This window comes from Streptomyces sp. NPDC046909, from assembly GCF_040644695.1.
In the GTDB taxonomy this organism is placed as follows: domain Bacteria; phylum Actinomycetota; class Actinomycetes; order Streptomycetales; family Streptomycetaceae; genus Streptomyces.
The window spans coordinates 407,256-432,487 of sequence record NZ_JBEYXC010000007.1 but is presented as its reverse complement, the minus strand read 5'-3'; the positions used below and the strand labels follow the sequence as shown (position 1 = coordinate 432,487).

Sequence of the window (25,232 nt, the reverse complement as noted above, 5' to 3'; positions counted from 1 at the left end):
CTGCTTCTTCGGTCGCCCTTACGACCGGCTGCGCGCCGACGTCACGCGGTACACGTCGTAGACGCCCTCCACGCCGCGTACCGCCTTCAGGACGTGCCCGAGGTGCTTCGGGTCGCCCATCTCGAAGGTGAAGCGGGAGGTGGCGACGCGGTCGCGGGAAGTCTGGACGGCCGCGGAGAGGATGTTGACGTGCTGGTCGGACAGGACGCGGGTGACGTCGGAGAGGAGCCGGGAGCGGTCCAGGGCCTCGACCTGGATGGCGACCAGGAAGACCGAGGACTGGGTGGGCGCCCACTCGACGTCGAGGATGCGCTCGGGCTCGCGGGACAGTGACTCCACGTTCACACAGTCGCTGCGGTGAACCGATACGCCGCTACCGCGCGTGACGAAACCGATGATGGGGTCGCCGGGTACGGGTGTGCAGCAGCGGGCGAGTTTGACCCACACGTCGTCGACGCCCTTGACCACGACGCCGGGGTCGGCGCTGGAGCGGCGCTTGCGGCCACGGCCGCGGGACGGCGGGACCGACTCGTCGATCTCCTCGGTGGCGGCCTCCTCGCCGCCGAGCGCGGAGACCAGCTTCTGCACGACGTTCTGCGCGGAGACATGGCCCTCGCCGATCGCCGCGTACAGGGCGGAGATGTCGGGGTAGCGCATCTCGTGGGCGAGGGTGACGAGGGAGTCGCCGGTGAGGATGCGCTGGATCGGCAGGTTCTGCTTGCGCATCGCGCGGACGATGGCGTCCTTGCCCTGCTCGATCGCCTCGTCGCGGCGCTCCTTGGAGAACCAGGCGCGGATCTTGTTGCGGGCGCGCGGGGACTTGACGAAGCCGAGCCAGTCGCGGGACGGTCCGGCGCCGGCCGCCTTGGAGGTGAAGACCTCCACCAAGTCGCCGTTGTCCAGGGTGGATTCGAGCGGTACGAGGCGGCCGTTGACCCGCGCTCCTATGGTGCGGTGGCCGACCTCGGTGTGGACCGCGTACGAGAAGTCCACGGGGGTGGCACCGGCGGGCAGCGCTATGACGTCGCCCTTGGGGGTGAAGACGAAGACCTCGTTGCGCGACAGGTCGAAGCGCAGGGACTCCAGGAACTCGCCCGGGTCCTCGGTCTCCTTCTGCCAGTCGAGCAACTGGCGCAGCCATGCCATGTCGTTGAGGTGGTCGTCCTTGCCGGTGGTCTTCGGCGCGTCCGAGCGCACCTTGGAGGCGCCGGCGACGGCCTCCTGCTTGTACTTCCAGTGCGCGGCAATGCCGTACTCGGCGCGGCGGTGCATGTCGAAGGTGCGGATCTGGAGTTCGACGGGCTTGCCGTTGGGGCCGATGACCGTGGTGTGCAGCGACTGGTACATGTTGAACTTGGGCATCGCGATGTAGTCCTTGAACCGGCCGGGGACCGGGTTCCATCGCGCGTGCACGGTGCCGAGGGCGGCGTAGCAGTCACGGACGGTGTCGACGAGGACTCGGATGCCGACCAGGTCGTAGATCTCCGCGAAGTCGCGACCACGGACGATCATCTTCTGGTAGACGCTGTAGTAGTGCTTCGGGCGGCCGGTGACGGTCGCCTTGATGCGGGCCGCGCGCAGGTCCTGCTGCACCTCGTCGGTCACTATGGCGAGGTACTCGTCACGCTTGGGGGCACGCTCGGCCACCAGCCGTACGATCTCGTCGTACATCTTGGGGTAGAGGATCGCGAAGGCGAGGTCCTCCAGTTCCCACTTGATGGTGTTCATGCCCAGGCGGTGGGCGAGCGGCGCGTAGATCTCGAGGGTCTCGCGCGCCTTCTTCTCCTGCTTCTCGCGCTTGAGGTAGCGCATGGTGCGCATGTTGTGCAGGCGGTCGGCGAGCTTGATGACCAGGACGCGGGGGTCCTTGGCCATGGCGACGACCATCTTGCGGACGGTCTCCGCCTGGGCCGCCTCGCCGAACTTGACCTTGTCGAGCTTGGTGACGCCGTCGACGAGGAGGGCGACCGAGTCGCCGAAGTCGCGGCGGAGCTGGTCGAGGCCGTACTCGGTGTCCTCGACGGTGTCGTGCAGCAGGCCCGCCATGAGGGTGGCGGGGTCCATGCCGAGCTCGGCGAGGATGGTCGTGACGGCGAGCGGGTGCGTGATGTACGGGTCGCCGCTCTTGCGCTTCTGCCCGCGGTGCCAGCGCTCGGCGACCTGGTAGGCCGTCTCGATCTTGCGGAGGGTCGCGGTCTCGATCTTCGGGTCGTTGCTGCGCACTATCCGCAGCAGCGGCTCCAGGACCGGGTTGTACGGGTTGGAGCGCTGCACGCCTAGGCGGGCGAGGCGGGCGCGGACGCGGTTGGAGGAGCCGGAGCGGGCGGGCTGCCCCGCGGGCGGGCGGACCGCGGCAGGGGTGGACGCGGGAGGCGTGGAGGCCGGTGCGGGGCGCTCGGGCGGGGCCGGCTTGGGGCGCGGCTGCTCTGCCGACTTGTCGACGGGCGCGGACTGGGCGTGCTCGACCGAGCCCTTCGCGCTGGGCGCGGGGGTGGGCGCGGCGCCGGCCGAAGGCTCGGGCTTGGCGGCGGTCAGTGGCTGGGCCTCGTCTGGCAAGAGGACTCCTCGTGCGCGATCCGGGTCCCCCGATCAGGCTCCGGAGACCCCATGGTAGCGATCCTGCGGCTCGGGATCGCCTTCAGGCCGGTGTGAGGGACGTCTACCGGAGAAACACAAGAGGCTCGGGCGGGATTCCTGGAGGAGGCCTGGGGGTGCCCTTCGGGTGCTCTGTGGGTGGCTGGGGGCTTGCGTGGGGTGGGGATGGGTGAAGTGGCCCGGCAGGGGGCTCGCGGAGGGCCGACCGGGTCTCGGGCGGGGGCAGACGGTGCCTGGGGGCGCCCTCCGCAGGGGTCGGCTCGGTGGGCTGGGGTCGGGCGACGTGCGCGCCGCGCTCGACGATCGGTCAGGACAGGCGTGGGTGGGCGCTTGCGCGGAGCGCGGGTCCTTTCGCTCCGCCTCGCCCTCGAACCCGTCCCGATCCGATCCCATCCGCCCCGACCCCGGCCATACCTCGTGGCCGTGCCCACTCCCGCTCCGGCTGACCGTCGCGCCCCAGCCCCAGCGACGGTCGTCGGCCCACAACGCCGGGCGGGGTCGACACGCGAACGGCCGTCCCTGGGTGGCGGGACGGCCGTTCGTTGTGTGCTGGTGTTGCGTGGGTCAGACCTGGAGGAGGGCCTCCAGCGGTGCCCCCTCCAGGGCCGGTTCCAGGCGGGGGCGGCCGGCCAGGAAGCCGAGTTCCATGAGGACCGCGAGGCCTGACACCTGGGCGCCTGCCCTGCGGATCAGCTGGATCGCGGCCTCGGCGGTGCCGCCGGTGGCCAGGACGTCGTCGACGATCAGGACGCGGTCCTCGGCGGTCAGGTCCTCGGCGTGGACCTCGATCTCCGCCGAGCCGTACTCCAGGTCGTACGTCTGGGACAGGGTCGCTCCGGGGAGCTTGCCCGCCTTGCGTACGGGGATGAAGCCGAGGCCCGCGCGGACGGCGACCGGGGCGCCGAGGATGAAGCCGCGGGCCTCCAGGCCGACGACCTTCGTGGCGCCGGTGCGCTCGGCGATCTCCGCGAGGGCGTCCGTCAGCGCGGTGAACGCCGCCGGGTCCGCCAGGAGCGGGGTGATGTCCTTGAACATCACGCCCGGCTCCGGGTAGTCGGCCACGTCACGGATGCGGCTGAGCAGCAGCTCCTTGATGTCGGTCATCGGCGCTTCCCCGAGGGTCGGCCGCGGCCCCGGTTGCGGGCGGGCTGGGAGCGCGGGCCGACGACCGCGTGGGCGTCCTCCGGCTCGTCGCCGCGCGGGGTCTCGCCCCGGGCCTCCGCCTGCTCCTCCTCCGCGCTGGCCTGGGCACGCTTGGCCAGGACCCGCTTCCGGAGGGCCTTCATCTGCGGCTCGAGTTCCTTGAGGTCCGCGACGAGCGGCGTGGCGATGAAGATCGAGGAGTACGCGCCGGCCGCGAGGCCGACGAACAGCGACAGCGAGATGTCGTTGAGCGTGCCCGCGCCGAGGAAGCCGCCACCGATGAACAGCAGGCCCGCCACCGGCAGCAGCGCGACCACCGTGGTGTTGATGGAACGGACCAGGGTGCCGTTGATCGAACGGTTGGCGACATCGCTGTAGGTCCAGCGGGTCTGCTTGGTGATGTCCTTCGTCTGCTCCTTGAGGGAGTCGAAGACGACCACCGTGTCGTAGAGCGAGTAACCGAGGATCGTGAGCAGACCGATCACCGTGCCCGGCGTGACCTCGAAGCCGACGAGGGCGTAGATGCCGACGGTGATGGTGATGTCGTGGATCAGGGCGACGAGCGCCGCCATGGCCATGCGCCACTCGAAGGCGATCGCCAGATAGATCACCACGAGGATCATGAAGATCGCCAGACCCTGCCAGGCCTTGTTGGCGATCTGGTCACCCCAGCTGGGGCCGACCGACTCACCCGTGATGTCGTCCTGCGACACCTTCATGTCCTTGGCCAGCTCCGCCGAGACCTTGTCGGCCTGGTCGGTGTCGATGCCCGCGATCTGGATGCGCAGGCTGCCGTTGCCCAGCTTCTGCACGACCGCGTCGTGGCCGGAGGCGCTTTCCGCGTACTCCTGGGCCTGGGAGACGGAGACGCTGGTCTTCGGGGTGGTGAAGACCGCGCCGCCCTGGAAGTCGATGCCCATGTTCAGGCCGCGGACCGCCAGGCCGACGATCGCCGTGATGGTGATCAGGATCGAGATGCCGTACCAGAGCTTGCGGTGGCCGATGAAGTCGTAGCTGACCTCGCCACGGTGCAGTCGGGCGCCGAGGTTGCCGAGTTTCGACATGCTCACGCCTCCTTCGTCTCAACGGGGGCGGGACGGCGGGTGCGGCGCAGCGGCGGCTTGGCACCCAGGCTCTTCGGGTCGAGGCCGGACCACTTGTTGCCGCTGGCGAAGAACGTCCGGCGGGCCAGCAGCGTCATCAGCGGCTTGGTGAAGAAGAACACCACGACGACGTCGAGGACGGTGGTCAGACCCAGCGTGAACGCGAAGCCCTGGACCTTGCCGACGGTGACGATGAAGAGCACCGCGGCGGCGAGGAACGACACGAAGTCGGAGACCAGGATGGTGCGCCGGGCGCGCGGCCAGGCCCGCTCGACGGCGGGACGCAGGGAGCGGCCCTCACGGATCTCGTCCCGGATGCGTTCGAAGTACACGATGAACGAGTCCGCGGTGATACCGATCGCGACGATCGCGCCGCAGACGGCCGGCAGGTTCAGCGCGAAGCCGATGGCCGGGCCGAGCAGCGCCATGATCACGTAGGTGAGGATGCCGGAGACCAGCAGCGAGGCCATCGCGACGAGCGACAGACCGCGGTAGTAGAACACCAGGTAGAGCACGACCAGACCGAGGCCGATCGCACCGGCGAGCAGACCGGCGTGCAGCTGGTCACCGCCGAGCGCGGCGGTCACCGTGGTGACGCTCTGCTCCTGGAAGGAGAGCGGGAGCGCGCCGTACGACAGCATGTTGGCGAGGCTCTGGGCCTCCTCCTGCGTGAAGCTGCCGGAGATCTGGGCCTGGCCGCCGGTGATGGACTGGCTCACGTACGGGCTGGAGACGACCTCGCCGTCGAGGACGATGCCGAACTCGTTCTGCGGCTGGGTGTTCTGGGCCAGCTCGCCGGTGATCTTGGCGAACTTGCTGGCGCCGCTCTTGTTGAAGTCCATCGTGACCTGCCAGCCGGCGGCGGTCTGCGTGTCGTACACGGCCTTGGCCGTCTTGACCTCGGTGCCGGCGACGGCGGCCGGGCCGAGCACGTACTTGTACCAGACGCCGTCGACCTCACCGCACGCCACGGTCGAGTCCTCGGGCTTGGCGCCCTCGCCGGCCTTGCTGCGCTGCGACTCCTTGGAGCAGTCGAGCGCGGCGTACTCGGCCTGCAGCTTGGCGTCGGCGGAGGTGCCGGCGCTGCTGCTCGCGGAGGCCGACGGGGAGGCGGAGGCGCTCGCGGACGCGGAGGGCGACGCGGTGGAGTCGGCCTTCAGCGCGTCGGTGACGGCGCGGCCCTGCGAGGTGGCGGAGGACGACGGGCTCGCGGACGAGGAGGAGGTCGCCTTCTCACCGGTGGCGCTCGCGGACGGGCTCGGCGAGGCGCTGGAGGAGGCGCTCGACGACGCGCTCGCGCTCGGCGAGGCCGACGCGGCGGGGCCGGTGGCCTCCTGGGCCAGGACCGGGCGGAAGTACAGCTTGGCGGTGGTGCCGACCTGGTCCCGGGCTTCCTTGGAGTTGGTGCCCTTGGGGATGTTGACGATGATGTTGCGATCGCCCTGGGTCTGCACCTCCGCCTCGGAGACGCCCAGACCATTGACACGGCGGTTCATGATGTCGACCGCGGTGTCCATGTTGGCCTTGTTGATCGCGGAGCCTTGGTCGGCCTTCGCCTCGAGCGTGATGCTCGTACCGCCGGCCAGGTCGATGCCCAGGCGCGGAGTCGTGTGCCCGGAGAGGAACATTCCCCCGGTGAGCGCCACGATGGCGATCAGGATCAGGGCCAGCGAGCGCCCTGGCTTGCTCTGGGCGCTCGCGCTCCGGCCCCTCTTAGGTGCTGCCACCTTCTCGTACTCCCTCTCGGGCCGCTGCGCGCCGGGTCTGCGGGCGGGCGGCCATGACATGGTGTCGATCCCGTGCGAGCTGCGTACGTCCGAGGGCGCGCAGGCCTGGCCCGCGCGCCCCGGGTACGACTACTTCGCGTCGGAGTCGCCGTCGGTCTTCTTCGGCTCGTCGTCCGTCTTCGCCTCGGCGGCCTCGTCGGCCTTCTCGGCCTCGTCGGCGGGCTCGTCCTTCTTGCCGAGGTCGACGGACTTCTCGTCGGAGGCGGCGGCAGCTTCGTCGTCGGACTCGTCGGTCTCGGTGAGGGAAGAGGCGTCATCGGGGACGACGTCGGTCTTCAGGTCGTGCTCGATGCCGTGGACGATGCGGTTGTACTCGTCGTCGGTCAGGACGGCACCGATCGCGTTCTTGGCGAAGAGAAGTTCGACGCCCGGACCCGCGTCGACGAGAACCGTGTCCTCACCGACCTCCTTGACCGTGGCGTACATCCCCCCGATGGTGCGGACGCCACTGCCGGGCTGCATCTCATTCCGCATGTTGGCGGCCTGCTGCTGCTTCTTCTTCGCCGACCGGGTCATCAGGAACATGGCCCCGATGAGCACGATGAACGGGAGGAGGGTCACGAGACTCACGGGTCGGTACTTCCTTCACGTGACCGCGTCGGTGAGCGGCCTGATGGTTGGGGGTATGTGCGCCGCCGACAAAGGCGGCATCGGCGGAGTCTAAGCGAGTCCGCGCGCAGGGAACAACGCTCAGCATGGCACCCGGGTTCCTGACCCGGCCAATCCCGCGCCGTCACGATGGCATCACGTCCCGAACAGGTCCTGTTGTCCGTTTCCTGTGGCCGCCGGGCGGGGCGGGGTGAGGCCGAGATGCGCCCATGCCGCGGGCGTGGCGACGCGGCCGCGCGGGGTGCGGGCGAGCAGTCCCTCGCGTACGAGGAAGGGCTCGGCCACTTCTTCGACGGTTTCGCGCTCCTCCCCCACCGCGACGGCGAGCGTGGACAGGCCGACCGGGCCGCCGCCGAACAGCTTGAGGAGGGCTTCCAGGACGCCGCGGTCGAGGCGGTCGAGGCCGCGGCCGTCGACCTCGTAGACCTTGAGGGCGGCCGCCGAGATCTCGCGCGTGATGACTCCGTCGGCCTTGACCTGCGCGTAGTCGCGCACCCGGCGCAGCAGCCGGTTGGCGATCCGGGGCGTGCCGCGGGAGCGCCCGGCGATCTCGGCGGCGCCGTCGGTGTCGATCTCGACGTCGAGGAGGTTCGCGGAGCGGTGGATGACCCGCTCCAGTTCGGCGGGCTCGTAGAACTCCATGTGCGCGGTGAAGCCGAAGCGGTCGCGCAGCGGGGGCGGCAGCAGGCCCGCGCGCGTGGTGGCGCCGACCAGGGTGAACGGGGGCAGTTCGAGGGGGATGGCGGTGGCGCCGGGGCCCTTGCCGACGATGACGTCGACGCGGAAGTCCTCCATCGCCATGTACAGCATCTCCTCGGCGGGCCGGGACATGCGGTGGATCTCGTCGAGGAAGAGGACCTCGCCCTCCTGGAGGGAGGAGAGGATCGCGGCGAGGTCGCCGGCGTGCTGGATGGCGGGGCCGCTGGTGATGCGGATGGGGGCGCCCATCTCGGCGGCGATGATCATCGAGAGGGTGGTCTTGCCGAGGCCGGGGGCGCCGGAGAGCAGCACGTGGTCGGCGGTGGCGCCACGCGCGCGTGCGGCGCGCAGGACGAGGTCGAGCTGTTCGCGGACCTTCTCCTGGCCGATGAACTCGTCCAGGTCCTTGGGGCGCAGGGCGGCCTCTACAGCCTGGTCCTCACGGTCGGCGACAGAGCCCACCAGCCGCTCGGGGGCGGTTTCGTCGGTGGTGTCGTCCCAGTTCACTGACGTTCTCCTAGCGGGCGCGGTTCAGGGTCTGCAGGGCGGCCTTCAGCAGCTGGCCCACCTGTGGCGTGCCCCCGGCCGCCTCGGCCTGGGGTGCCACGGCGGACACGGCCTCGTCGGCCTCGCGGGTCGCGTAGCCGAGGCCGATCAGCGCCGCGTGCAGCTGGTCGCGCCAGCCCTGGGTGACCGGGGCGCCGATCGCCGGGGCGCCGATGGGCTCGCCGAGACGGTCCTTCAGCTCCAGAAGCAGCTTCTGGGCGCCCTTCTTGCCGATGCCGGGGACGGCGATCAGCGCCTTCTCGTCGCCGGTGGCCACCGCCCTGCGCAGAGCGTCCGGGGTGTGCACGGCGAGCATCGACTGGGCCAGGCGGGGGCCGACGCCGCTCGCGGTCTGGAGCAGCTCGAAGACCTGGCGTTCGTCGTCGTCCACGAAGCCGTACAGGGTCAGCGAGTCCTCCCGTACGACGAGGGAGGTGGCGAGCTTGGCCGGCTTGCCCAGGCGGAGCGTGGACAGCGTGTTCGGCGTGCACTGCACGGCCATGCCGACCCCGCCGACCTCGACGACGGCGGCGTCGGGGGCGAGGGCGGCGATCGTGCCGCTCACGAAGGCGATCATGCCGTACGGCCTTTCGTTGCGTTGGCTGTGTGCAGGGCGACCGCCTGCTGGAGCCGGTTCTGTGCGGGGGCGCGCCAGATGTGGCAGATGGCGAGCGCGAGGGCGTCGGCGGCGTCGGCGGGCTTGGGCGGGGCGTCGAGCCGGAGCAGACGCGTGACCATGGCACCGACCTGGGCCTTGTCGGCGCGGCCGCTGCCGGTGACGGCGGCCTTGACCTCGCTGGGGGTGTGCAGGGCGACGGGGATGCCGCGGCGGGCGGCACAGAGCATGGCGACGGCGCTGGCCTGGGCGGTGCCCATGACCGTCCGGACGTTGTGCTGGCTGAACACCCGCTCCACGGCGACGCATTCGGGCCGGTGTTCGTCCAGCCACTGCTCGATGCCCTGCTCGATGGCGACGAGCCGGTGCCCCAACTCGGCGTCGGCGGGCGTCCGGACGACCCCGACGCCGAGCATGGTGAGCGGCCGTCCCGCGACCCCTTCGACCACACCCACACCGCACCGCGTCAGTCCGGGGTCCACCCCGAGTACGCGCACCGCTCCCCCTCCCCTTTTTGCGGCTGAACCGCCGCCGCTCTCGCGGACCTGGCTGAGCGCCGTCGGGGTTCCTCAATTGATGGTTGCGGCCCGTGGACGGCGATCTTTGACTCTCGTCAGGCTATCCGCTGGCACCGACAACAGCGGCGGGCCGGTGGGACGTGTCCCAACCGGCCCGCCAAAACGGCTCAACTCGCGGCAGCCTTACGCGTCGACCTTCTCCATGACCTCGTCGCTCACGTCGAAGTTGGCGAAGACGTTCTGGACGTCGTCGCTGTCCTCCAGCGCGTCGATCAGCTTGAAGATCTTCCGCGCGCCTTCCTCGTCGAGTTCGACCTGCATGGTCGGGACGAAGTTGGCGTCGGCGGAGTCGTAGTCGATGCCGGCGTCCTGGAGGGCGGTGCGGACCGCGACCAGGTCGGTGGCCTCGGAGAGGATCTCGAAGGATTCACCGAGGTCATTGACTTCCTCGGCACCCGCGTCCAGGACCGCTCCCAGGACGTCGTCCTCGGTCAGCTCGCCCTTGGGGACGATCACGACGCCCTTGCGGTTGAAGAGGTACGAGACGGAGCCCGGGTCGGCCATCGAACCGCCGTTGCGGGTCATGGCGACCCGCACGTCCGAGGCGGCGCGGTTGCGGTTGTCGGTGAGGCACTCGATGAGCACCGCGACACCGTTGGGGCCGTAGCCCTCGTACATGATCGTCTCGTAGTCGGCGCCACCGGCCTCGAGGCCGGCACCGCGCTTGACCGCGGAGTCGATGTTCTTGTTCGGGACCGAGCTCTTCTTGGCCTTCTGGATGGCGTCGAACAGCGTCGGGTTGCCGGACACATCGGCGCCGCCGGTACGGGCCGCGACCTCGATGTTCTTGATCATCTTCGCGAAGAGCTTGCCGCGCTTGGCGTCGATCACGGCCTTCTTGTGCTTCGTCGTAGCCCATTTAGAGTGGCCGGACATCTGCCTGTCTCCTTCGCGTAACCCATCCAAACAACGAACGCCAGAGATCCTACAAGGACTCCGCCGCCCGCTTCGCGCGCACCATGTCGACGAACAGGGAGTGCACGCGGTGGTCGCCGGTCAGTTCCGGGTGGAACGACGTGGCGAGCGCGTTGCCCTGGCGGACCGCGACGATGTGGCCGTCGTGCTCGGCCAGCACCTCGGTCTCGGCGCCGACGGACTCCACCCAGGGGGCGCGGATGAACACGCCCTCTACAGGATCGCCCTCGACGCCCGTCACGTCGACCGCCGCTTCGAAGGACTCGTTCTGGCGTCCGAAGGCGTTGCGGCGCACGATCATGTCGATGCCGCCGATCGTCTCCTGGCCCGAGCGCGGGTCGAGGATCTTGTCGGCGAGCATGATCATGCCCGCGCAGGTGCCGTAGACGGGCATACCTGCCCGCACGCGCGCGCGGAGGGGCTCCATCACGCCGAAGAGGACGGCCAGCTTGGAGATGGTGGTGGACTCGCCGCCGGGGATGACCAGGCCGTCGACCTCGGCGAGCTCCTCGGGGCGCCTGACCGGCCTGGCCACGGCGTCGGCCGCGGCCAGGGCGATGAGGTGCTCCCGTACGTCACCCTGGAGTGCGAGCACTCCGATCACGGGGTCGGTCATTACCAGCCTCGGTTGGCGTAGCGCTCGGCCTCGGGGAGGGTGTCGCAGTTGATGCCGACCATGGCCTCGCCCAGGTTGCGGGAGGCGTCGGCGATGATCTTCGGGTCGTCGTAGAAGGTGGTGGCCTTCACGATGGCGGCGGCGCGCTTGGCCGGGTCGCCGGACTTGAAGATGCCGGAGCCGACGAAGACGCCCTCGGCGCCGAGCTGGCGCATGAGCGCGGCGTCGGCGGGGGTGGCGACGCCACCGGCGGAGAAGAGGACCACCGGGAGCTTGCCGAGCTCGGAGACTTCCTTGACCAGCTCGTACGGGGCGCGCAGCTCCTTGGCGGCGGCGTACAGCTCGTTGTTGTCGAAGCCGCGCAGCTTGGCGATCTCGTTCTTGATCTGGCGCAGGTGGCGGACGGCCTCGACGACGTTGCCGGTGCCGGCCTCGCCCTTGGAGCGGATCATGGCCGCGCCCTCGGCGATGCGGCGCAGGGCCTCACCGAGGTTGGTGGCACCGCAGACGAAGGGGGTCGTGAAGGCCCACTTGTCGCTGTGGTTGACCTCGTCGGCCGGGGTGAGGACCTCGGACTCGTCGATGTAGTCGACGCCGAGGGACTGCAGGACCTGGGCCTCGACGAAGTGGCCGATGCGGGACTTGGCCATCACGGGGATGGAGACCGCCTCGATGATCTCCTCGATCATGTTGGGGTCCGACATCCGGGCGACGCCGCCGTCCTTGCGGATGTCGGCGGGGACCCGCTCCAGGGCCATGACGGCCACGGCGCCGGCGTCCTCGGCGATCTTCGCCTGCTCGGCGTTGACCACGTCCATGATCACGCCGCCCTTGAGCTGCTCCGCCATGCCGCGCTTCACGCGTGCGGTGCCGGTCTCGGGAGCCTGGTTCTCGGTGCTGGACACGGGTTGACCTCGCTGGTGTGAAAAGAGGATTTCTACGGCACCGAGGAAACGTGAACGGACCAGTCCACAGCAAGGGCCAATGAGGAGACGGTGGATCGTTTTCCGGCCAAGGCCGGTCCAGGACGGCTATGCGGCCCGGTCCACCAGGGCCACCGGAGGCTCGTCGTCCATCTCGAACGCCATCGGGAACGGCGCGTGCCCGGCCAGCCGGAACCAGCGCACCTTGCGGTGCCGGCGCAGGGCGCGGGCGGCCCGTACGGCGTCGTTGTGGAAGCGGCGGGCCATCGGTACGCGGCGCACCGACTCGGTGAGTTCGCGGATGGCGGCCTCTCCGCCAGGGGCCTCCCGGACCGTCTCCACCTGCGGTGTCTCCGCGAAGACGGCCCGCAGGGCCTGGCTCAGATCGCTCTCGGCGACCTCCCGCTGCTCCTCCTCGGCCTGCCGGGCGGCATGCGCGGCCTCGTACAGGACGATCGAGGCGGCCGGGTCGAGGACCCCGGCGGTGGCGAGTTCCTGGGTCACCGAGGCGCGGCGCAGCAGCTGAGCGTCGAGGGCGGCCCGGGCGGCGTCGATCCGGGAGTGCAGCCGGTCCAGTCGTCCCGCGGTCCAGCTGAGATAGAGGCCGATCGCGATCAGGACGACGAGGATCCAGATGAGGGTTGGGGTCACGGACGCACAGGTTACCGACGTACGGGCCGGACGCTACGAGCCCCTCGGCCCCCGGCCCGCCTCCGTACCGCGCCCCGCGTGGATCTCAGTCCCGCGCCAGCCCGAACCGCGACAGCAGCCCCGGGGTCCGGTCGTCCTCGGCCGCGGCCACCGCCGCCGCTCCCGCCGTGACCGTCTCGTACACCGACAGGATGTCCGCGCCGACCGTCGACCAGTCGAACCGCCGTACGTGCGCGCTCCCGCGCTCCCGCAGTTCCTTCCGCCGCTCGGGGTCGGCGAGCAGCCGCAGCGCGGCTTCCGCGAGCGCGTCGGCGTCCTCGTTGGCGAAGAGTTCGCCGGCCGCGCCCTGGTCGAGCACCTGGGCGAAGGCGTCCAGGTCCGAGGCGAGTACCGGGGCGCCCGCCGACATGGCCTCGACGAGGATGATCCCGAAGCTCTCGCCGCCGGTGTTGGGGGCGACGTACACGTCGACACTGCGCAGGAAGCGCGCCTTGTCCTCGTCGCTGATCATGCCGAGGAACTCCACGCGTGAGCGCAGTTCGGCGGGCAGCGACTCCACCGCCTCCTCCTCGTCCCCGCGACCGGCCACCAGGAGCCGGGTCTGCGGGCGCTCGGCGAGGATCTTCGGGAGGGCCTTCATGAGCACCGGCAGGCCCTTGCGGGGCTCGTCGATGCGGCCCATGAAGCCGAGGGTGTCGCCCTGCCACTCGGGGTTGGGCTCGGCCTCGGCGAAGAAGCCGACGTCGACGCCGTTGGGGATGACGACCGCGTCCCCGCCGAGGTGTTCCACCAGCGTGCGCCGGGCGTACTCGCTCACCGCGATGCGCGCGCTGATCTTCTCCAGGGCGGCCTGGAGGATCGAGTACGCGGCGATCATGGCCTTGGAGCGCGGGTTCGAGGTGTGGAAGGTCGCCACCAGCGGGCCCTGCGCCGCCCAGCAGGCCAGCAGGCCGAGGGAGGGCGAGGACGGCTCGTGGATGTGGACGACGTCGAACTCGCCGTCGTGCAGCCAGCGACGCACGCGTGCGGCGCTCAGGAAGCCGAAGTTCAGCCGGGCCACCGAGCCGTTGTAGGGCACCGGCACCGCGCGGCCCGCCGAGACGACGTACGGCGGCAGCGGGGTGTCGTCGTCGGCCGGGGCGAGGACGGAGACGTCGTGGCCGAGCCGGATGAAGTACTCGGCGAGGTCGCGGATGTGGAACTGGACGCCGCCCGGCACGTCCCAGGAGTACGGGCAGACGATGCCGATCCTCACGCGGTCCCCCCGGAGGGCGTGCGCGCGGGGTCGAGATCCTTGAGCCACAAGCGCTGCAGCATGTGCCAGTCCTCCGGATGGTCGGCGATGCCCGAGGCGAAGGCATCGGCCAGCGCCTGTGCCATGACAGACGTCTTTTCGGCCCGGGTGCCTGTCTCGGGTACCTCGACCGGGGGATGCACTCTGCCCTGCATCACGGGCGAGTCGTCGTACCAGAGTGTCACCGGCAGCAGGAGTGCGCCGGTCTGCTGGGCGAGGAGCGCGGGTCCGGCCGGGATGCGGGTGGCCTCGCCGAAGAACTGGACCTCGACGCCGGAGGCGGACAGGTCGCGCTCGGCGACCAGGCAGACCAGGCCGCCGTCGCGCAGCCGCCGGGCCAGGGTGCCGAAGGCGGTGCCGCCGCTGTGCGGGAGGACCTCCATGCCGAGGCCCTCGCGGTAGGCGACGAAACGGTCGTACAGCGTCTCGGGCTTGAGCCGTTCCGCGACCGTCGTGAAGGGGGTTTCGAGCTTGGTGGTGACCCAGGCGCCCGCGAGGTCCCAGTTGGCCATGTGCGGCAGCGCGAGGATGACGCCCCGGCCGGAGGCGAGGCCCTCGGTCAGGTGGTGCACATCCTTGGGGTCGAAGCCGCCCTTGACGCGCTCCTTGCTCCAGGCGGGGAGCCGGAAGGACTCCATCCAGTAGCGCAGATACGAACGCATGCCCGCGCGGGACAGCTCCTTGAGCCGCTCGGGGCTCGCGTCGGGCAGCACGCGCGCGTAGTTGCTCTCCAGGCGCTGCACGCCCTTGCCGCGCTGCTTCCAGGCGAGGTCGGCGACGGTCCGGCCCAGGCGTACGGCGACGGGCTCCGGGAGCTTCTTCACCGCTCCCCAGCCGAGGCCGTACAGCGCGTCGGTGAGCCGCTCCTGGGCACTCACTTGGCCGCCTCGCTCCCCTGGGTCTCCTGGGTCCCCTGCTGAGCCGCCGCGTCCGCCTCGGCCGACTCCCGGCGGACCGTGACGACACGCTGGATCAGCGTGACCAGGCTGCCGACGGCGACGAGCCACAGGGCGACCGGCAGCAGGTACTGGATGCCGGGTACCCCGAACTTGTGCAGGCCCGCGAGACCGGCCGCGACCAGCGAGACCACCAGGCGCTCGGCCCGCTCGACGAGTCCGTTGACCGCGACCGGCAGCCCGATCGACTCACCGCGGGCCTTGGTGTACGACACCACCTGGCCGCTCGCCAGACAGAAGATCGAGACGGCGCACAGGACGTTGTCGTCGCCGTTGCCCGCGTACCAGAGGGCGAATCCGCCGAAGATCGCGCCGTCGGCGACCCGGTCCAGCGTGGAGTCCAGGAAGGCGCCCCAGCGGCTGGAGCGGCCGAGCTGGCGGGCCATGTTGCCGTCGACCAGATCGGAGAACACGAACAGCGTGATCACGATCGTGCCCCAGAAGAACTCGCCCCGGGGGAAGAAGACCAGCGCGCCCGCGACCACTCCGGCGGTGCCGAGGAGCGTGACCGTGTCGGGGCTGACGCCCCTTCTGATCAGAAATGAGGCGAACGGTGTGAGGACACGCGTGAAGAATGCACGCGCGTACTTGTTCAGCATGGCCTTCCCGAGGGTCGGTGTGGCCGCGCGGCCCCTGCTGGCCACCGGCTGGCCCATCGTAGCCACGCGCGCGCATGTGCGAACGCCGGGCACTCGCGCCCCGTGTCACGGCCGTATGGCATACGGGTAACGGCGCGATCGCGTCCGCTGTATGGACGCACCGTGACCGGAGTGGAAAGCTCGAAGAACCGCGGGCGTCACCGGAGCCGCCATCGCACGCGGACCGGCATGTCCGCGCCCACAGTGACCTCACCGTGCACGGGAGGCAAGGCCATGGGCGACAAGGCGAACGCACACCCCGGAGCCGCCGGAAGGGCAACAGCGGCCGACCACCCCGCGTCCGTACGGAATGTGGTGCTGGTCGGCCACTCCGGATCGGGCAAGACGACATTGGTGGAAGCTCTCGCGCTCACCGCGGGGGCAGTGAACCGGGCGGGCCGCGTGGAGGACGGCGGCACCGTCTCCGACTACGACGAGATCGAACACCGGCAGAACCGTTCGGTACAGCTCTCCCTGGTGCCCGTCGAATGGGACGGCATCAAGATCAATCTTCTCGACACCCCCGGATACGCCGACTTCGTCGGGGAACTGAGGGCCGGTCTGCGAGCGGCGGACGCGGCCCTTTTCGTTGTCTCCGCCGCGGACGGCGTGGACGGCTCGACCCGCATGGTGTGGGAGGAGTGCGCGGCCGTCGGCATGCCGCGCGCGCTCGTCATCACGCACCTGGAGGCCGCGCGGGCGGACTTCGAGGAGATGACACGGACCTGCGCGGAGGCGTTCGGCGGGGACGACCCCGACGCCGTGCTCCCGCTGTATCTGCCGCTGCACGGGCCGCAGGGCCCCGACGGGCACGCGCCCGTGACGGGTCTGACCGGTCTGCTCTCGCAGAAGCTGTTCGACTACTCCTCCGGTGAGCGCAAGGAGTCCGAGCCGGGCGAGGACCAGCTGCCGGAGATCGAGGACGCCCGCAACCGGCTCATCGAGGGGATCATCGCCGAGAGCGAGGACGAGACCCTCATGGACCGCTACCTCGGCGGAGAGCAGGTCGACGTCAAGACACTGATCGAGGACCTGGAGCGGGCCGTCGCGCGCGGCGTCTTCTTCCCGGTCCTGGCCGCCGCCCCCGCGGCGGAGGGCGCCAGGCAGGGGCTCGGCACGGTCGAGGTCCTCGAACTCATCACGCGGGGCTTCCCGACCCCGTTCGAGCACCCCACGCCGGGCGTCACCACCCTCGACGGCGAGCCGCGCGAGATCAAGGCCTGCGACACGGACGGCCCGCTGGTCGCGGAGGTCGTGAAGACGTCCTCCGACCCCTACGTCGGCCGGGTCTCCCTCGTCCGCATCTTCTCCGGGACCCTGCGCCCCGACGAGACGGTGCACGTCTCCGGCCACGGCCTGGCCGACCGGGGGCACGAGGACCACGACGTCGACGAACGGGTCGGCGCGCTGTCCACGCCGTTCGGCAAACAGCAGCGCCCGGTGACGCACGCCATCGCCGGCGATCTGGTGTGCGTGGCGAAACTCAGCCGCGCGGAGACCGGCGACACCCTCTCCGCCAAGGACGACCCGCTCCTCATGGAGCCCTGGGAGATGCCCGACCCGCTGCTGCCGCTCGCCATCCAGGCGCACAGCAAGGCGGACGAGGACAAGCTCTCGCAGGGCCTGTCCCGGCTGGTCGCCGAGGACCCGACGATGCGGCTCGAACAGAACCAGGACACCCACCAGGTGGTCCTGTGGTGCCTGGGCGAGGCCCACGCCGACGTGGCGCTGGAACGGCTGCGCAGCCGGTACGGCGTCCAGGTCGACGTCGTCCCGCACAAGGTCTCCCTCCGGGAGACGTTCGCCGGGAAGTCGGGCGGCCGCGGCCGGCATGTGAAGCAGTCCGGCGGGCACGGGCAGTACGCCATCTGCGAGATCGAGGTGGAGCCGCTGCCGGGCGGCTCGGGCATCGAGTTCGTGGACAAGGTCGTCGGCGGCGCGGTGCCCCGGCAGTTCATCCCGTCCGTCGAGAAGGGCGTACGGGCTCAGGCGGCCAAGGGAGTCGCCGCCGGGTACGCGCTCATCGACGTACGGATCACGCTGCTCGACGGCAAGGCGCACTCGGTGGACTCCTCCGACGCCGCGTTCCAGACGGCCGGCGCGCTGGCGCTGCGGGAGGCGGCGGCCGACGCGAAGATCCATCTCCTGGAGCCGGTGGCCGAGGTGAGCATCCTGGTCGGCGACGACTACGTGGGCGCCGTCATGAGCGACCTGTCCGGGCGGCGCGGCCGGGTCCTCGGCACCGAGCAGACCAGCGGGAACCGCACCCTCGTCAAGGCCGAGGTGCCGGAGATCGAGATCGGCCGGTACGCCGTCGACCTGCGCTCCCTGTCGCACGGCACGGCCCGCTTCAACCGCTCCTACGCACGGCACGAACCGATGCCGCCGCAGATCGCGGAGCGGATCCGGGAGGAGGCGCGGGACTCCTAGCGCGGGAACGCGCCGCCTGGCGCGTGAAAGGGCGCGCGACTGGCGACAGTTGACGCCGGGAACACTACAAGTGGCTTGTGTGGAACGCTCCCCTCCGAGTCGGCGGGCGGCTTCGGCCGTCCGCCGACGAATGTCGGTGGGGGCCGATACGCTGATGTCATTGATCAAGTCGGGCCCCGGCGCGCCGGGTGACCTGATCAACAGGTGTGCGGGGCAGGCAAGTCGGGAAGGCCGCAGAAGCGACAGTGGCGGCGATCGGGGGCGGGAATGTCCGTGGGGACCGGTTACGAGGATGCCTTCGGGCCTCAGGTGCCGCGCAACGGCGACGAGAGCCAGACGGCCACATTCGCCCTGGCCTCCGCGGCCTACCGGGACAACCCGGTCGAGGAGATGACCAAGGCCAACAACGAGTGGCATGAGACCACCGTCAAGGAAGGCAAGGTCAAGCTCTTCAAGCCGAATCTCGGCGAGGCCTTCTCCCGGGCCGTCATCGAGCGCATGATCGGCACCGGCCGCAAGCCGCTCATCCAGTCCTTCGGCACCGAACCCCAGGTCGTCGTCGACCACTGCCTCGCCGCCTACCGGCTGCGCCGCGAACGCGACAAGAAACTGTCCGCCGTCATGGTGCTGTGCGGTCTGCTGTTCCTGCCCGGACTCCTCGTGGGACTCCTGGTGTTCCAGATCCGCGCCACCATCGACAAGAACCCCAACAAGAGGGCCTCCGCCCTCGCCACGGCCCTCCTCGTCGGCGTCGGCGCACTCGCCGTGATCTTCCTCATCAAGATCCCGTTCACGGGATTCTGGGGCTTGTACGCGCGCGCGTGCGTGGTCGCGCCCATCCTCGGCTGGTTCTGGGCCAAGCAGATCTGCGACAAGGCGGCGAAGGACCTGCGGGCGCGCTGGGACGGCCTCATCGCCGGCAGCAGCGTCGGCGCCCAGGTCCCCGAAGCGGTACCGACCAGCCCCGGCGAGACCCAGGCCGAGCAGATGCGCCAGTCGCTGGCCAAGCTGGGCGCCGAGCAGCAGTCCAACCACGTCTTCTACGCCGGCCCCAAGGGCATCCTGGGCATGGGCACCCGCTGGGGCGGCTGGCAGCTCGCCGAGGACCTCACCCCGGCCGACTCGGACCGCGAGATCCACCCCTTCCGCAGCTGGGACGTCATCCGCGCCATCCACGACCGCCTGCGCATGCTGGAGCGGAACACGATCAACACCGGCGGCTTCCCGAAGGCGTCCATACGCCACTGGATCGTCACCCCGATCGCGGAGGGCGCCAAGGCCGTCGCCCGGACCGAGCAGTCCGCGGACATCGAGGCGTTCCAGCACCGGTCCCACTCGATACAGGACATCTGCAACAAGCAGCAGTTCGGCAGCGGCGACCGGCACTACCTCGGCGTGCAGTGGACGCTGTGGGACGGCCAGTTGATCCTCACCATGATGATCACCGTCACCGTGCTGCACGAGACGCTGCGCATCGAGGTGACCGGCCACGCGCTGGGCCCCGTGAACTCCCTGTTCATGGGCAAGCCCGAGGCGCCGACCAAGGACGTCCCGAAGTCCTTCAAGCCGTGGGAGACCCGCAAGGTGAACCTGCCCCTGGTCCCCACGGGCGAGGTCGTACGTCTCGCCGTCCGCGCACCCCTGTCCTGGTACCCGCCCCTGCTGAACTGGCTCGGCGGGACGATATCCCTCCCCGAGCCGTTCGGTCTGCGGCACGTCTGGGCTGACCAGCCGTGGCGCCACCGCTTCATGGCCGACGACGCGATGCGCGCCGCGACACCGGTGCTGCGCGTGGTCCACGCGGCGGCGATCAAGGTCCTGGCCGACAACGGCGTGGACACCGAGAAGTTCGGCACGAGGTCGGCGTTCCTCAGCACGGCGGTCCAGGACCCCGCACCCAGGAAGGCCGACCTGTACGACGCGTAGCCGCTACGCGGGCCAGGCGTCCGCCAGCATCTTGCGGGTGTCGGCGAGCAGCTGCGGCAGCACCTTCGTGTGCCCCACGACCGGCATGAAGTTCGTGTCCCCGCCCCAGCGCGGGACGATGTGCTGATGCAGATGGGCGGCGATCCCGGCACCCGCCACCGTGCCCTGGTTCATGCCGATGTTGAACCCGTGGGCACCGGACGCGGTGCGCAACGCGGTCATCGCCTGCTTGGTCAGCGCGGCGAGCTCCGCCGTCTCCGCGTCGGTGAGATCCGTGTAGTCGGCGACATGACGGTAGGGGACGACCATCAGATGGCCGCCGTTGTACGGGTACAGGTTGAGCACCGCGTACACCTGCTCACCGCGCCGCACGATCAGACCGTCCTCGTCGGACTTGGCCGGAATGGAGCAGAAGGGACAGCCGTCGTCGGCACCCGGGCCGGTCGGCTTGTTCTCGCCCTGGATGTAGGCCATCCGGTGGGGCGTCCACAGACGCTGGAACGCGTCCTGGGTCCCCACTCCCCACTGCTGCTCCGGCTCACTCGTCATGCAGGGAAGCATATGGCTTCGCCCGTTCGCGGCGTGTCGCCGGGGTTGCGTCACCCGCGCCCCGGGCCAAGCTGAACCGGTGGACGACGACACCCCGAAGGCCCGCTGGGAACGGCGCACCGAGCTCCCCCTCGCCGTGGCGTCCCTGGTGTTCCTCGCCGCGTACGCGCTCCGCGTCCTGGCACACGGCATGCCCGACGTCTGGACCGACCTGTGCCTCGCGGTCGCCCTGGGCGCCTGGCTGCTGTTCGCGGTCGACTACGCGGTGCGCTGGCGACTCAGCGGCCGGCGGCTGAGCTTCGTACGGACGCACTGGCTGGACACCCTCGTGCTGCTCCTGCCGCTCCTGCGCCCCCTGCGGGTCGTGAAGTTCTACGAGGCCGTCCAGCGCCGGCACGGCAGGCCCCGGCTCGCGCTGCACGCACGCGTGATGGTCTACGCCGGGCTGGCGACACTCCTGCTCGGGTTCGCGGGCTCCCTCGCCGTCTACCAGGAGGAACGCGGCGCCGACGGAGCGACCATCCACACCTTCGGCGACGCCGTCTGGTGGACCTGCGCCACCCTGGCGACCGTCGGCTACGGCGACGTCTCCCCCGTCACACCGACCGGACGCCTGATCGCGGTCGGCATCATGGCCATCGGCCTCGCCCTGCTCGGCGCGGTCACCGGCACCTTCGCCTCCTGGCTGCTCCAGGTGTTCGCCCGGGAGGACGACGAGAGGCCCCCGGGAAGCTGAGCCTCCCGAGGGCCTCTCCGCTACTGAGCGATCAGACCTGCACCCGCTCCTCGACGACCTTCGCGATCTTCGCGATGGCCTCGTCGAACGGGATGCCGTTCTCCTGGGAGCCGTCGCGGTAGCGGAAGGACACCGAGCCGGCCGACATGTCCTCGTCGCCCGCGATGACCATGAAGGGCACCTTCTGCTTCTGGGCGTTGCGGATCTTCTTCTGCATGCGGTCGGAGGAGGCGTCCACCTCGACCCGCAGCCCCTGCTTCTTCGCCGCGGCGGCGAACTTCTCCAGGTACTCGACGTGCGCGTCCCCGATCGGGATGCCCACCGCCTGCACCGGGGCCAGCCACGCCGGGAACGCGCCCGCGTAGTGCTCAAGGAGCACCGCGAAGAACCGCTCGATGGAGCCGAACAGGGCGCGGTGGATCATGACCGGGCGCTGCTTGGAGCCGTCGGGGCCCGTGTACTCCAGGTCGAAGCGCTCGGGCAGGTTGAAGTCGAGCTGGATGGTCGACATCTGCCAGGTGCGGCCGATGGCGTCCTTGGTCTGCACGGAGATCTTCGGGCCGTAGAACGCGGCGCCGCCCGGGTCCGGGACCAGCGGCAGCCCCTGCTTCTCGGCAACCTGGCGCAGCGTCTCGGTCGCCTCTTCCCAGACCTCGTCCGAGCCGACGAACTTCTCCGGGTCCTTGGTGGACAGCTCCAGGTAGAAGTCGGTCAGACCGTAGTCGCGCAGCAGGCCGAGGACGAAGGTGAGCGTCTTGTCGAGCTCCTCCGACATCTGCTCGCGGGTGCAGTAGATGTGCGCGTCGTCCTGCGTGAAGCCACGCGCGCGCGTGAGGCCGTGTACGACGCCCGACTTCTCGTACCGGTACACGGTCCCGAACTCGAAGAGGCGCAGCGGTAGTTCGCGGTAGGAACGGCCGCGCGCGTCGAAGATCAGGTTGTGCATCGGGCAGTTCATGGGCTTGAGGTAGTAGTCCACGCCCTCGTCGAGCTGCATGGGCGGGTACATGCCGTCGGCGTACCAGTCCAGGTGCCCGGACGTCTCGAAGAGCTTCCCCTTCGTCGCGTGCGGGGTGTAGACGAACTCGTAGCCCTCCTCCTCGTGGCGGCGGCGCGAGTAGTCCTCCATGACCCGGCGGATGATGCCGCCCTTGGGGTGGAAGACGGCGAGGCCGGAGCCGATCTGCTCGGGGATCGAGAAGAGGTCCAGCTCGGAGCCCAGCTTGCGGTGGTCGCGCTTCTCGGCCTCGGCGAGGAAGTCGAGGTAGCCCTTGAGCTCGTCCTTGGTCGGCCACGCGGTGCCGTAGATGCGCTGGAGCATGGGGTTCTTCTCGCTGCCGCGCCAGTAGGCGGCCGCGTTGCGCATCAGCTTGAACGCCGGGATGTTCCGGGTGGAGGGCAGGTGGGGACCGCGGCAGAGGTCCTTCCAGCACAGGTCGCCGGTCTTGGCGTCGAGGTTGTCGTAGATCGTCAGCTCACCGGCGCCGACCTCGACGTCCGCGCCGTCGTCGGAGGAGGCCGAGCCCTTGAGGCCGATCAGCTCCAGCTTGTACGGCTCGTCCGCCAGTTCCTCACGGGCCGCCTCGTCGGTCACCGCACGGCGGGCGAACTTCTGCCCCCGCTTCTGGATCTCCTGCATCTTCTTCTCGATGGCCTTGAGATCCTCGGGCGTGAACGGCCGCTCGACGTCGAAGTCGTAGTAGAAGCCGTCCTTGACCGGCGGGCCGATGCCCAGCTTGGCCTCGGGGAAGAGCTCCTGCACGGCCTGCGCCATGACGTGGGCGGTGGAGTGGCGGAGGATGTTGAGGCCGTCCTCGGAGGAGATCTCGACGCCCTCCACCTCATCGCCCTCGGCAACGACGTACGCCAGGTCCTTCAGCTCACCGGCCACGCGCGCGGCGATGATCGAGCGCTCGCCGGCGAAGAGCTCGGCGGCCGTGGTGCCCGTCGTCACCGTGCGCTCTTCCCGCTCGGAATCGCGTTGGATGATCACACGGACGTCTGACACCGGTCTCTCCTGACTGAAGGTGGATGCGGGCGCCGTACCGTGAGCGCGCGCAATAGGGGATCGTACCGACCCCGGACCCACCTCCGCGAAATCAGTCCCCTTCAGGGGCCTCTCCGCAGGCTTCCTCGAAGAAGTCGAGATTCTCCTGGAGGGACTTCATCAGCCGGTCCCGCTCCGCCTCGTCCACCTGCACCGGTACGACGCCGGAGGCGCCGGTGAGCCTGCGGAACCCGCCCCGGCTCTCCAGCCGGCCGTGCACCCGCACCGGCAGCCCCACGAGGTGCGCGTGCCCGGCGATCCGGTACGACTCCTCGTCGAGGGTGAGCCGGACGTGCGGCACCTCGGCGCCCGCGATCACCCGCAGCCGTACGCTGCCCTCGCCTCGCGGCCCCGACCTGCGCATCCGCACGACCGTGCCGGTGATCCGCACCGGCACGGACGGCTCCTCACGCAGATAGCGGGCCCCGGCCTCGCGCAGCACGGGCAGGTCGCCGGGCGAGAACTCGACGGGCTCGACCCCGGCGGCGCAGTCCGCGGGCACTCCGGCGGCGGGCGCCCACTCGACGGCGATGCGCGCCCCCTCCGTACCGCGTACGAGGGCGATCAGCGCCTCGGTGAGCTCACGGCTGACGCCCGCCTCGACGGCCCCGTCGAAGGCGTCCATGCCGCCGGTGGCCCGCTGGTAGTCGATGGCCTCGCGGGCGGCGTACAGGGCCTGGTGGAGGCGTACGGCGAGGGGGCGTCCGGTGCCGACGGGCGCGAAGGCGGTCAGGACGTCCCCGGTGGCCGTGCCGACGAGGACGCTCTCCAGGAGGCCGGCGGCGGCGCGGCGGTGGCGGGCGCCGTAGTAGCCGGCACGCGCGCGTGTGGCGAGCGCGCCCGCGAGCAGGGTCTGGCGGGCGGCGGCGCGCAGCTGTTCCTCGACCAGCCAGGGGGCGGCCCCCGCAGGTCCGGGCGGCACATCGCGCCACCAGCGGATCTCGTCGCTGGGCACGGCGAGGCCGACGAGCACTTCACGCGCGGAGGGCGTGCCGCTGCGGGCGAGGGCGACGAGCGCCTCGCCGAGCAGGTCGTCGCTGTCGGGGAAGGAGCGGTTCTCGGGGACGAGGAGACTCGTGCCGCCGCCACCGGGCCCGGGCGGGGTCCAGCGGCCGTAGCGTCCGGGGGCGCCGCCGCGGCGCTGCCAGCCGTGCCGGTGCAGCAGGGCGCCGAGGACGGCGGGGTCGACCTCGTCGGGTTCGGGGGCGCGGTCCCAGGCGGCGTGGGCGGGGTGCGGGCGGACGGGCCGCAGCACCTCCTCCAGCGGGCGGTGGGTCATGGTCTGCCTCCCGTCCCGACCCGCGTCATGATCTCGCACAGCGCCCGGTCGTCGAAGATGCGTGAGGTCGGTATCCGCACGGTGGTCCGGGTCCGGCCGGTGATCGGGTGGCCGGCCAGGTTGACCCAGTAGCAGCAGTGCCTGAGGTCCAGGCGGTCGTGGCTGGCGCGCAGCCAGTCGTCCTGGGATCTCGGCACGAGCATGACGACGAGGATCTTGTGCACCGAGACCGGGGTGCGCGCGAGTTTGCGCAGATGGTCGTTGTCGAGCGTGAAGGAGAAGAACCGCCCCGGCGGGTTCGGCGGTATCTGGTAGGTGCACTTGAGCTGCACCTTGATGGTGACCTCGTCGTCCACCGTGTGCCCGGGTGAGCCGTGACTGACGTGCCAGTCGATGCCGTTGTCCGGAAAGGGCTGCGACAGCGAGCAGCCGGCCGCCGCGGCGACGGCGTGCAGATAGCCCACCTGCAAGGTCTCCATGCAGGCGGTGGTGGCGAGTGTGCCGCGAAGGGGGCCCGTACGTTCGGGCAGCAGCCCGCCCCGCTCGGGCTGCGCTATCGCCATGACCAACAGCCTTCCACGTTCGGTGAATCCGCA

At 70.4% G+C, this 25,232-nt stretch carries 22 protein-coding genes; 3 read left to right on the top strand and 19 right to left on the bottom strand.

Annotation, left to right across the window (positions count from 1 at the left end; all coding sequences use genetic code 11):
* Positions 1–18: 18 nt before the first annotated feature.
* The 15 genes from ABZ928_RS25585 to pgsA form a co-directional block, all read right to left on the bottom strand.
* Positions 19–2,556, bottom strand: a complete 2,538-nt coding sequence (locus ABZ928_RS25585) for a RelA/SpoT family protein (RefSeq protein ID WP_361523249.1) — start codon at positions 2,554–2,556, stop codon at positions 19–21.
* Positions 2,557–3,159: 603 nt separating this feature from the next.
* Positions 3,160–3,699 (bottom strand): adenine phosphoribosyltransferase, encoded by a 540-nt coding sequence (locus ABZ928_RS25580; protein ID WP_361523247.1) that lies wholly within the window; start codon positions 3,697–3,699, stop codon positions 3,160–3,162.
* Positions 3,696–4,802, bottom strand: a complete 1,107-nt coding sequence (gene secF, locus ABZ928_RS25575; protein WP_361523245.1) for a protein translocase subunit SecF — start codon at positions 4,800–4,802, stop codon at positions 3,696–3,698. Before secF ends, ABZ928_RS25580 begins: the two co-directional genes overlap by 4 nt.
* A 2-nt stretch (positions 4,803–4,804) precedes the next feature.
* Positions 4,805–6,568: a protein translocase subunit SecD gene (gene secD / locus ABZ928_RS25570; RefSeq protein ID WP_361523242.1), complete on the bottom strand. Its 1,764-nt coding sequence runs from the start codon at positions 6,566–6,568 to the stop codon at positions 4,805–4,807.
* A gap of 129 nt (positions 6,569–6,697) precedes the next feature.
* Positions 6,698–7,198: a preprotein translocase subunit YajC gene (gene yajC, locus ABZ928_RS25565; RefSeq protein ID WP_361523239.1), complete on the bottom strand. Its 501-nt coding sequence runs from the start codon at positions 7,196–7,198 to the stop codon at positions 6,698–6,700.
* A 174-nt stretch (positions 7,199–7,372) separates the two neighbouring features.
* Entirely contained in the window at positions 7,373–8,443 is a 1,071-nt protein-coding gene (gene ruvB, locus ABZ928_RS25560) for a Holliday junction branch migration DNA helicase RuvB (RefSeq protein WP_361523237.1), read from the bottom strand.
* Positions 8,444–8,453: 10 nt separating this feature from the next.
* Positions 8,454–9,059: a Holliday junction branch migration protein RuvA gene (gene ruvA, locus ABZ928_RS25555; protein ID WP_361523235.1), complete on the bottom strand. Its 606-nt coding sequence runs from the start codon at positions 9,057–9,059 to the stop codon at positions 8,454–8,456.
* On the bottom strand, positions 9,056–9,595 hold the full coding sequence (gene ruvC / locus ABZ928_RS25550) for a crossover junction endodeoxyribonuclease RuvC (RefSeq protein WP_361523232.1): 540 nt from the start codon (positions 9,593–9,595) through the stop codon (positions 9,056–9,058). The genes ruvA and ruvC overlap by 4 nt, the downstream gene beginning before the upstream one ends.
* A 204-nt stretch (positions 9,596–9,799) precedes the next feature.
* Positions 9,800–10,552, bottom strand: a complete 753-nt coding sequence (locus ABZ928_RS25545; protein ID WP_266833215.1) for a YebC/PmpR family DNA-binding transcriptional regulator — start codon at positions 10,550–10,552, stop codon at positions 9,800–9,802.
* A 49-nt stretch (positions 10,553–10,601) separates the two neighbouring features.
* Complete coding sequence (gene pdxT / locus ABZ928_RS25540; protein ID WP_361523229.1) at positions 10,602–11,207, bottom strand: pyridoxal 5'-phosphate synthase glutaminase subunit PdxT; 606 nt, start codon at positions 11,205–11,207, stop codon at positions 10,602–10,604.
* Complete coding sequence (pdxS, locus tag ABZ928_RS25535) at positions 11,207–12,112, bottom strand: pyridoxal 5'-phosphate synthase lyase subunit PdxS (protein WP_361523226.1); 906 nt, start codon at positions 12,110–12,112, stop codon at positions 11,207–11,209. Before pdxS ends, pdxT begins: the two co-directional genes overlap by 1 nt.
* A gap of 126 nt (positions 12,113–12,238) precedes the next feature.
* Complete coding sequence (locus ABZ928_RS25530; protein WP_361523223.1) at positions 12,239–12,781, bottom strand: hypothetical protein; 543 nt, start codon at positions 12,779–12,781, stop codon at positions 12,239–12,241.
* An 85-nt stretch (positions 12,782–12,866) separates the two neighbouring features.
* On the bottom strand, positions 12,867–14,036 hold the full coding sequence (locus tag ABZ928_RS25525; RefSeq protein WP_361523220.1) for a glycosyltransferase family 4 protein: 1,170 nt from the start codon (positions 14,034–14,036) through the stop codon (positions 12,867–12,869).
* Positions 14,033–14,953, bottom strand: a complete 921-nt coding sequence (locus tag ABZ928_RS25520) for a phosphatidylinositol mannoside acyltransferase (RefSeq protein WP_361523217.1) — start codon at positions 14,951–14,953, stop codon at positions 14,033–14,035. Before ABZ928_RS25520 ends, ABZ928_RS25525 begins: the two co-directional genes overlap by 4 nt.
* Positions 14,950–15,687 carry a phosphatidylinositol phosphate synthase gene (pgsA, locus tag ABZ928_RS25515; protein WP_361523431.1) on the bottom strand — a complete coding sequence of 246 codons (738 nt, stop codon included), beginning with the start codon at positions 15,685–15,687 and terminating at the stop codon, positions 14,950–14,952. The genes ABZ928_RS25520 and pgsA overlap by 4 nt, the downstream gene beginning before the upstream one ends.
* Before the next feature lie 216 nt (positions 15,688–15,903).
* Between pgsA and ABZ928_RS25510 the strand changes: the two genes are divergently transcribed.
* Both ABZ928_RS25510 and ABZ928_RS25505 read left to right on the top strand, forming a co-directional pair.
* Positions 15,904–18,099, top strand: coding sequence for an elongation factor G-like protein EF-G2 (locus ABZ928_RS25510; RefSeq protein ID WP_361523215.1), 2,196 nt, complete (start codon positions 15,904–15,906; stop codon positions 18,097–18,099).
* 267 nt (positions 18,100–18,366) lie between these two features.
* Entirely contained in the window at positions 18,367–20,025 is a 1,659-nt protein-coding gene (locus ABZ928_RS25505; RefSeq protein WP_361523212.1) for a hypothetical protein, read from the top strand.
* 3 nt (positions 20,026–20,028) lie between these two features.
* Here ABZ928_RS25505 and ABZ928_RS25500 read toward each other — a convergent pair whose 3' ends face one another.
* Entirely contained in the window at positions 20,029–20,586 is a 558-nt protein-coding gene (locus ABZ928_RS25500; protein ID WP_361523209.1) for an HIT domain-containing protein, read from the bottom strand.
* 67 nt (positions 20,587–20,653) lie between these two features.
* On the opposite strand from ABZ928_RS25500, the gene ABZ928_RS25495 reads away from it, so the two are divergent.
* Positions 20,654–21,310 carry a potassium channel family protein gene (locus ABZ928_RS25495; protein WP_361523206.1) on the top strand — a complete coding sequence of 219 codons (657 nt, stop codon included), beginning with the start codon at positions 20,654–20,656 and terminating at the stop codon, positions 21,308–21,310.
* A gap of 31 nt (positions 21,311–21,341) precedes the next feature.
* Here ABZ928_RS25495 and thrS read toward each other — a convergent pair whose 3' ends face one another.
* From thrS to ABZ928_RS25480, 3 genes are all read right to left on the bottom strand, one after another.
* Entirely contained in the window at positions 21,342–23,318 is a 1,977-nt protein-coding gene (gene thrS, locus ABZ928_RS25490) for a threonine--tRNA ligase (RefSeq protein WP_361523203.1), read from the bottom strand.
* A 91-nt stretch (positions 23,319–23,409) separates the two neighbouring features.
* Positions 23,410–24,636, bottom strand: a complete 1,227-nt coding sequence (locus ABZ928_RS25485) for a hypothetical protein (protein ID WP_361523200.1) — start codon at positions 24,634–24,636, stop codon at positions 23,410–23,412.
* Positions 24,633–25,199 carry a DUF4365 domain-containing protein gene (locus ABZ928_RS25480; protein ID WP_361523197.1) on the bottom strand — a complete coding sequence of 189 codons (567 nt, stop codon included), beginning with the start codon at positions 25,197–25,199 and terminating at the stop codon, positions 24,633–24,635. The genes ABZ928_RS25485 and ABZ928_RS25480 overlap by 4 nt, the downstream gene beginning before the upstream one ends.
* Positions 25,200–25,232: the final 33 nt, after the last annotated feature.